Raw genomic sequence first — 6,711 nt, 5'->3', positions numbered from 1 at the left:
GCTCCGACGGCTCCGACGGCTCCGACGGCTCCGACGGCTCCGACGGCTCCGACGGCTCCGACGGCTCCGACGGGGATGACGGGGATGACGGGGATGACGGGGCCGCGTGTACACGGGGACGTGACCGGGCGAGTCGCGGCGGTCCGGTAAGACTTCGGGCATCCTGACGACCTGTCGGATAGGTGCCCCGAGGCCGTGATGAAGGACATGCCGTGACCAGACCCGTTCTGCTAATCCTTGTCGCGGCGATTGTGCTGGCCGGGTCGTGGCTGCTGGGCGGTCAGGACGTGACGCTTCAGTCGCTGCGCGGGCATCTGGCCGCCGTGGCCGAGTATCAGCAGCAGCGGCCGGTGCTGGTCGCGGCGCTGTTCGCCGCCGCCTATGTCGCGATCACCGCGCTGTCCCTGCCGATCGCGGTCTGGCTGACGCTGGCCGGGGGCGCGCTGTTCGGGTTCTGGGCGGGGCTGGCGATCGTCTCGTTCGCGTCGGCCATCGGGGCGACGCTGGCCTTTCTGGCGGCGCGGTACCTGCTGCGGGACTGGGTGCGGGCGCGGCTGGGCGCGCGGGCCAGGGGGATCGAGACCGGGCTGGCGCGGGACGGGGCGTTCTATCTGTTTTCGCTGCGGCTGATCCCGGTGATGCCGTTCTTTGCCACGAACCTGCTGATGGGCCTGACGCCGATCCGGACCCGGACGTTCTATTGGGTCAGCCAGCTTGGCATGCTGGCGGGCACCGCGGTCTATGTGAACGCGGGCACGCAGCTGGCCGCACTGGACAGCCTGTCCGAGATCGTGTCGCCGCCCCTGTTGGCGTCCTTCGCGGCGCTGGCCGTGTTTCCGTGGATCGCCCGCGCCATCGTGGGCATCCTTCGCCGCCGTCGCGTCTATGCCGGATGGACCCGACCCCGGCGGTTCGACCGCAATCTGGTGGTGATCGGCGCGGGTTCGGCCGGGTTGGTCTCGGCCTACATCGCCGCGGCGACCAAGGCCAAGGTGACCCTGATCGAGGCCGGCGCGATGGGCGGCGACTGCCTGAACCACGGATGCGTTCCGTCCAAGGCGCTGATCCGCAGCGCGACCGTGGCGCATCAGATGCGCCATGCCGCGCGCTTCGGGCTGGCCGACACACCGCCCGCGGTCCCGTTTCGCGCGGTCATGGACCGCATCCACCGGATCATCGCCGACATCGCGCCCCATGACAGCGTCGACCGCTATGCCGGGCTGGGGGTCGATGTGCTGCAGGGCCACGCCCGCCTGATCGACCCTTGGACGGTCGCGGTCACCGACCCGCAGGGCGCCGAGCGGCGGCTGACCACGCGGGCGATCATCATCGCGACCGGTGCGCGGCCCGTCATGCCGCCGCTGCCGGGGCTGGACCTGGTCGACCCGCTGACCTCGGAGACGCTGTGGTCGCGGCTGGCGGATCATGACCACGCGCCGCGGCGGCTGGTCGTGCTGGGCGGCGGGCCGATCGGCTGCGAGCTGTCGCAGGCCTTTGCGCGGCTGTGGTCCGACGTCACCCAGATCGAGATGGCCCCCCGCCTGTTGATGCGCGAGGACCCCGAGGTGTCGGCCCTGGTCGCGGACGCCCTGCGCGCCGACGGGGTGACGGTGCTGACCGGGTACCGCGCGATCCGCTGCGGCATCGACGGGGGCAGGTGGATCGAGGTCGAACGGGACGGCGCGGCCCGCCGCATCGGCTTTGACCAGATCATCGTGGCCGTGGGCCGCAGCGCCCGTCTGGAGGGGTTCGGACTGGACCGTCTGGGGATCGAGACCGACCGCACCATCGTCACGAACGCCTTCCTGCAGACCCGCTTTCCTCACATCCTGGCGGCGGGCGACGTGGCCGGACCGTTACAGTTCACCCATGCCGCATCCCACCAGGCATGGTTCGCCAGCATCAACGCGCTGTTCGGCACCCTCAGGCGGTTCAGGGTCGATGACCGCGTGATCCCCTGGGCCACCTTCACCGATCCGCAGATCGCCCGCGTCGGCCTGTCCGAGACCGAGGCCCGCGACCGGGGCATCGCGGTCGAGGTCACGCGCTATGACCTGGCCGACCTGGACCGCGCCATCACCGACGGGGCGGCGCGCGGCTTCGTCAAGGTGCTGACCCCGCCGGGGCGCGACCGCATCCTGGGCGTGACCATCGCGGGTGATCACGCCGGTGACCTGATCGCGGAGTTCGTCTTGGCCATGAAGCACGGCCTGGGCCTGAACAAGGTTTTGGCCACGATCCACATCTATCCGACCTGGGCCGAGGCCAACAAGGCGGTCGCCGGCACTTGGCGGCGCGCCCATGTGAACCCGCGCCTGCTGGCGCTGGTCGAACGCTATCATCGATGGAGGCGCGGATGATCGACGCCCGACTGCAACCGCTGCAGCGCGCGGCCCTGCGGCACCCGGCGCAGATGCTGGCTGCCCGCGGCGTCATGGCGGACACCATCAGCATCGCGGGCTTTGCCGTGGGTCTGCTGGCGGTGGCCGCGCTGGCCCTGGGGTGGTGGACCGCGGCGCTGGTGCTGATCGCGGCGAACCGGATCATGGACGGGCTGGACGGCGCGGTCGCACGCATCCAGGGCCCGACCGACCGCGGCGCCTTTCTGGATATCGCGCTGGACTTCGTCTTCTATGCGCTGGTGCCGGTGGGGTTCGCGCTGCACGATCCCGCGGCCAACGCGCTGCCCGCGGCGGTGCTGATCGCGGCCTTCGTGGGGACCGGATCGTCGTTTTTGGCCTTTGCCGCCATCGCCGCCCGGCGCGGCGACCGGGCGGCGGCCTTTCCGACCAAGGGCATCTACTACCTTGGCGGCCTGACCGAGGGGTTCGAGACGATCGTCCTGTTCCTGGCGATGTGCCTGGTTCCCGCGTCCTTTCCGCTGCTGGCCTGGATCTTTGCCGCGGCCTGCGGCGTCACCACGATCCTGCGGTGGCACCAGGGCTGGACCGCGTTCCGGTAAAGCCTGGGGCTGACCGGTCCTGCGCAGGTCCGAGGCTGTCACCCACAGCCGGCAGGCGGGGCGCAAGGCAAGCCTCAGGTGCGACGTTGGTCAGCAGATCGACGGCTCTGCCGCCAAGGTGAAACATAGGGTCAGTTTCGAACCGCGTGGTCGAACCGCTTCTTGGAAGGCCTGTCGCTGCCATGGCTGTGCCGATCAGACAGGGGCAGGTGCTTTCGATCCCGGGCTGCGGTGAAGACCAACCCCGTGGCGCGTGACGGTGACGATCATGGCCCTGGGCTTTCCCTCTCCAAGGGATGTCACGCCGAACCAGGGCCATGTCATTGATGTGCCGGCCAAGATAAGCAGATCAGCATGCCACAGGGCAAATCATCGTCGCGGCCGCCTCCCTTCTGCCAGACGTGTGCCATGCAACCGCCAGACAGCAAGGCGGGTGCTTTGAGATCCACTGCTTGCCGCATCCGCCCATCTTTTGCCCGCGGACCGGCATGCGCGACAGAAGGATCCGATCAGGGTCCGGCGGCCGGTTCATCACCGCCTTCACGGGATCACGGCGCAGGTCTCTGATCAGGGTGCCAGGCGCGCGATCGCGCGGTCAAGGCGCGCGGCGCGGGCGGGGTCGCCGCCGCGTTCGGCCCGCGCGCGGACGCCTGCCAGATAGTCGGGCAGGTGCCGACAGGCGCGGTAGTGCTGCATCATCCGCGGCAGGGTCGCCCGGCCGGTCGCGATGTCGCGCATCACGTCGCTGAGCACGCGGCCGTTGCGCAGCATCAGCGCCGTCTTGTGATCGGCATGGCGCAGCGGCACCCGCGTCACGTTCGGACCGTCAAAGCGCTGCACGTGGCGGCGGTCATGGTCGATCGCAGGGTCATAGAACAGCCAGACCTGGGACGCCCTGCGCGATTCGGCGGCGGCATCGGCGAACGGTCCGGTCCAGTCAGCCCGCTTGCCGGTCGGATAGCGCTGGTCCCATCCCGCCAGACGCGGCGACAGCGTCGACTGGGGCGAAAACGCGGCCACCCGGCATCCCGGCGCCAGCGAGGCGAAGGCCGCCGCCCCATAGCCCCCCATCGACGTCCCGAACAGCGTCACCTGGTCGAACTGTTCGAAAAAGCCGCTTTCGCGCAGCGACATCAGATAGCGGTGCAGCGCGGCGTCGCGGAACCATCCGGGCACATAGGACAGGATGCCCATATGCGACCAGCCCTCCTTGCGGATGAACTTGTAACCCCAGGGTTCGCGGGTCACCGGGTGTTCGCGCACCGACGCCAGATTGTCGAAGGACACCAGCAGATGTTCGCGCGACCGTGCCACATAGGTGCAGGCATAATTTGGCATCGAATGATAGAATCCGTGCGCCTGTCCCGACAGCCGCAAGTCGCTGAGCCACGCGGGCGCCGCGATCTGGGGCGCGCCGTCGGGGGTGGCGGTGCCGGGCTGCTGGGGCGCGGCGTCGTGGCCCTGGGTGTCGTCATCGGTGTCGTCCCAGTCCTCCTCCGGCGGGGCATCCTCCTCGGCGGGTCGGGACAGGCGTTCAGCCCAGGCCGAATCCATCTCGGACAGGGCGGGGGGCGTCGCGGCGACGCCGAAGGGCACGGACCAGTCGAAGGCCAGGCCCTGGATCGGGCGCCCCTCGACGAAGGCGGCGATGATCTTGGCCGCCTGGGGGTCCTGATGCGCCAGCAGGCGGTCCAGCCGCCCCGCGAATTCGGTCACCACCGCCGCATGGCGCGCCGCGACCTTTGGATGGCTGGCCAGGAACTCGGCGCGCCGCGCGCGGTGGGCCTGAACGAACGCCTGGTCAGGACCGGTATCGGCCATCGTGAAGTTCAGGCGCTGATACTGCTGGATGGTCATCCGCAGGTGGTCGGGCGTGACGAAGGGCAGCGTTTTGCCCGCCCCGGTGCGTCGCAGCAGGAACGTCTCGCGGTCCTGGGCCATGAAGGCGATGACATGCGCCAGGCCCAGCCCGGGCTGGTCGGGCATCGTCATCCAGCCCTTTTGCAGATAGCGGTCGGCCACGTCCTCGGCCGCGCCGTTCAACCAGGTCACGGGCTCCTTGCCGCGGGCGAACTTGGGCTTCAGCGTGGGGCGCGCAGGCTTCAGCCCCCGGGCCAGCTGCGGGCGAAAGATCGTGCGCAGGGGCGTGGCCACCGTCATCCGCCCTGCCGCCCCGCCGGTGCCGCGGCGAAAGCGCTCGACCAGCGGCAGATCGGCATAGCGGTTCTGACCCGACCCGCCCGCGACCTGAACGGTCAGCGACAGGAGGTCGGGGAACCGTTCCAGCCCCTGGGCCAGGTCGGCAAGGGTGCCGGCCCCGGTGTCGATCATGACGAAATCGTCCGGTTCCAGCCACAGCAGGTGATCGTGGCGATCGCGCAGCGCCGTCTCCAGCGCCAGGTCCAGCGCGCGGATCTGGCGGGCCTTGTCATGGGCGATGCCGGGACGGGTCGTGGGCACGAAGTCGATCAGGCCTGCCGCGGCCAGGGCCTGGGCCAGCGCCGTGGCCTGCGCGTTGGCGCCGTCGCCGTGAACGGTGATGCTGCGAAAGCCCGCGTGACGGTGATGCAGCACCCAGTCCAGCAGGACCGGCGCGCTGTCGTTCATCAGCATGTGCAGCGCGATGTCCGGGCCGGCCGGGACGGGTTGAGGCTGCGGGGCGGTCTTGCGGGGCATGCGGGCGCTTTCGGTTGCGGCGTGGGTCAGGACGGGTGCGGCACGGGGGCGGCGGCGCGCGTCTCCAGCGCCTTGGCCATGCCGGGCCGGCCGTTGCGGGCCGCGATGTCGGACAGCCGCCGCAGCCAGGCGGTCCGGCCCCGCGCCTGCAGGCGCTGGCCAAGCGTGTCCAGGTACCACGGCTGAAGGCGCGACTGGCGATAAAGGGCGTGGAATGCCGCCGCATCCATCGTGCGCGTCGCAAGGCCGCGGACCACCGTGGACAGCATGTCGGTCTGGCGCAGCCGCAGCGCGGTCTTGTGGCCTGCCCGCGGAGTCCGCAGCCGCACGATGTTGTCCCCGGTGAACCGGTCCGCATGGGCGGCGTCCGCGGGTTCCGTCGGGTCATAGACCAAAAAGACCGTCCGCGCGGAGGCGGTCTGGGCCGCGGCATCGGCGAAATCGCCGCTCCAGTCCGCGGCGCGGCCGCTGGGAAAGCGCGCCTCCCACGGGACCAGGGCCGGGGACAGCGTCGACTGCGGGGAAAAGGCGATCACCTGCGCCCCCGGCGCGACCGAGGAGAAGGCGCAGGCCGCGTAGGCCCCCATCGAGGTTCCCGCAAAGGTCACCGTCTGATAGCGCGCGAACAGCCCGTTGTCGCGCAGTTGGCGCAGATAGGCGAACAGCGTCGGATTGCGGAACCAGTTGGCGCGGAACGCGAAGATGCCCAGCTGGGACCAGCCCGACTTGCGCGCGAATTCGTATCCCCAGGCCTCGCGGTCGATCTGGTCCTGGCTCACTTGGGACAGGTTGTCGAAGCTGACGAACAGATGCGCCCGTTCGCGTTCGACGTGCAGCGCCGCGAACTCCTCCTCCGAATGGTAGAAGCCCCGGCGGTAGGGCGAGCGCCGCAGGTCGACCAGCCATTGCGGCGGCACCTCGGGGGCGGGTGGATCGGCGGGGGCGGCGGGTTCGGGCGTCTCGGGGATGGTGGCCCAAGGCGTCATCGACAGCAGCGGCATGGTCGGCACCGGCGGGCCGTCCGGCAGCGGTGCCAGCAGGATGGCCGATGCGATCACCGGGCGCGCGGGCAG

At 70.3% G+C, this 6,711-nt stretch carries 3 protein-coding genes and 1 pseudogene; 2 read left to right on the top strand and 2 right to left on the bottom strand.

Annotated features, from left to right (window positions below):
• The first annotated feature begins 212 nt into the window (after nt 1-212).
• Nucleotides 213-2,360 carry an FAD-dependent oxidoreductase gene (locus FHD68_RS10590; protein WP_127897386.1) on the top strand — a complete coding sequence of 716 codons (2,148 nt, stop codon included), beginning with the start codon at nt 213-215 and terminating at the stop codon, nt 2,358-2,360.
• Nucleotides 2,357-2,962, top strand: coding sequence for a CDP-alcohol phosphatidyltransferase family protein (locus FHD68_RS10585; protein ID WP_127897385.1), 606 nt, complete (start codon nt 2,357-2,359; stop codon nt 2,960-2,962). The genes FHD68_RS10590 and FHD68_RS10585 overlap by 4 nt, the downstream gene beginning before the upstream one ends.
• A gap of 567 nt (nt 2,963-3,529) precedes the next feature.
• Here the strand turns inward: FHD68_RS10585 and FHD68_RS10580 are convergent.
• Both FHD68_RS10580 and FHD68_RS18990 read right to left on the bottom strand, forming a co-directional pair.
• Entirely contained in the window at nt 3,530-5,638 is a 2,109-nt protein-coding gene (locus tag FHD68_RS10580; RefSeq protein ID WP_127897384.1) for an alpha/beta hydrolase family protein, read from the bottom strand.
• A gap of 26 nt (nt 5,639-5,664) precedes the next feature.
• Nucleotides 5,665-6,711 (bottom strand): annotated as a pseudogene (locus FHD68_RS18990) (hypothetical protein); the annotation flags it as partial.

Origin of the sequence: Paracoccus marcusii (genome assembly GCF_006151785.1) — a bacterium.
GTDB classification, from domain to species: Bacteria; Pseudomonadota; Alphaproteobacteria; order Rhodobacterales; family Rhodobacteraceae; genus Paracoccus; species Paracoccus marcusii.
This window is presented reverse-complemented; position numbering and strand designations above follow the sequence as displayed.

What these genes read in the sequence shown, in the direction of transcription:
- FHD68_RS10580 (WP_127897384.1), bottom strand. Translation starts at nt 5,638, where the DNA reads ATGCCCCGCAAGACCGCCCCGCAGCCTCAACCCGTCCCGGCCGGCCCG.
- FHD68_RS10585 (WP_127897385.1), top strand. Translation starts at nt 2,357, where the DNA reads ATGATCGACGCCCGACTGCAACCGCTGCAGCGCGCGGCCCTGCGGCAC.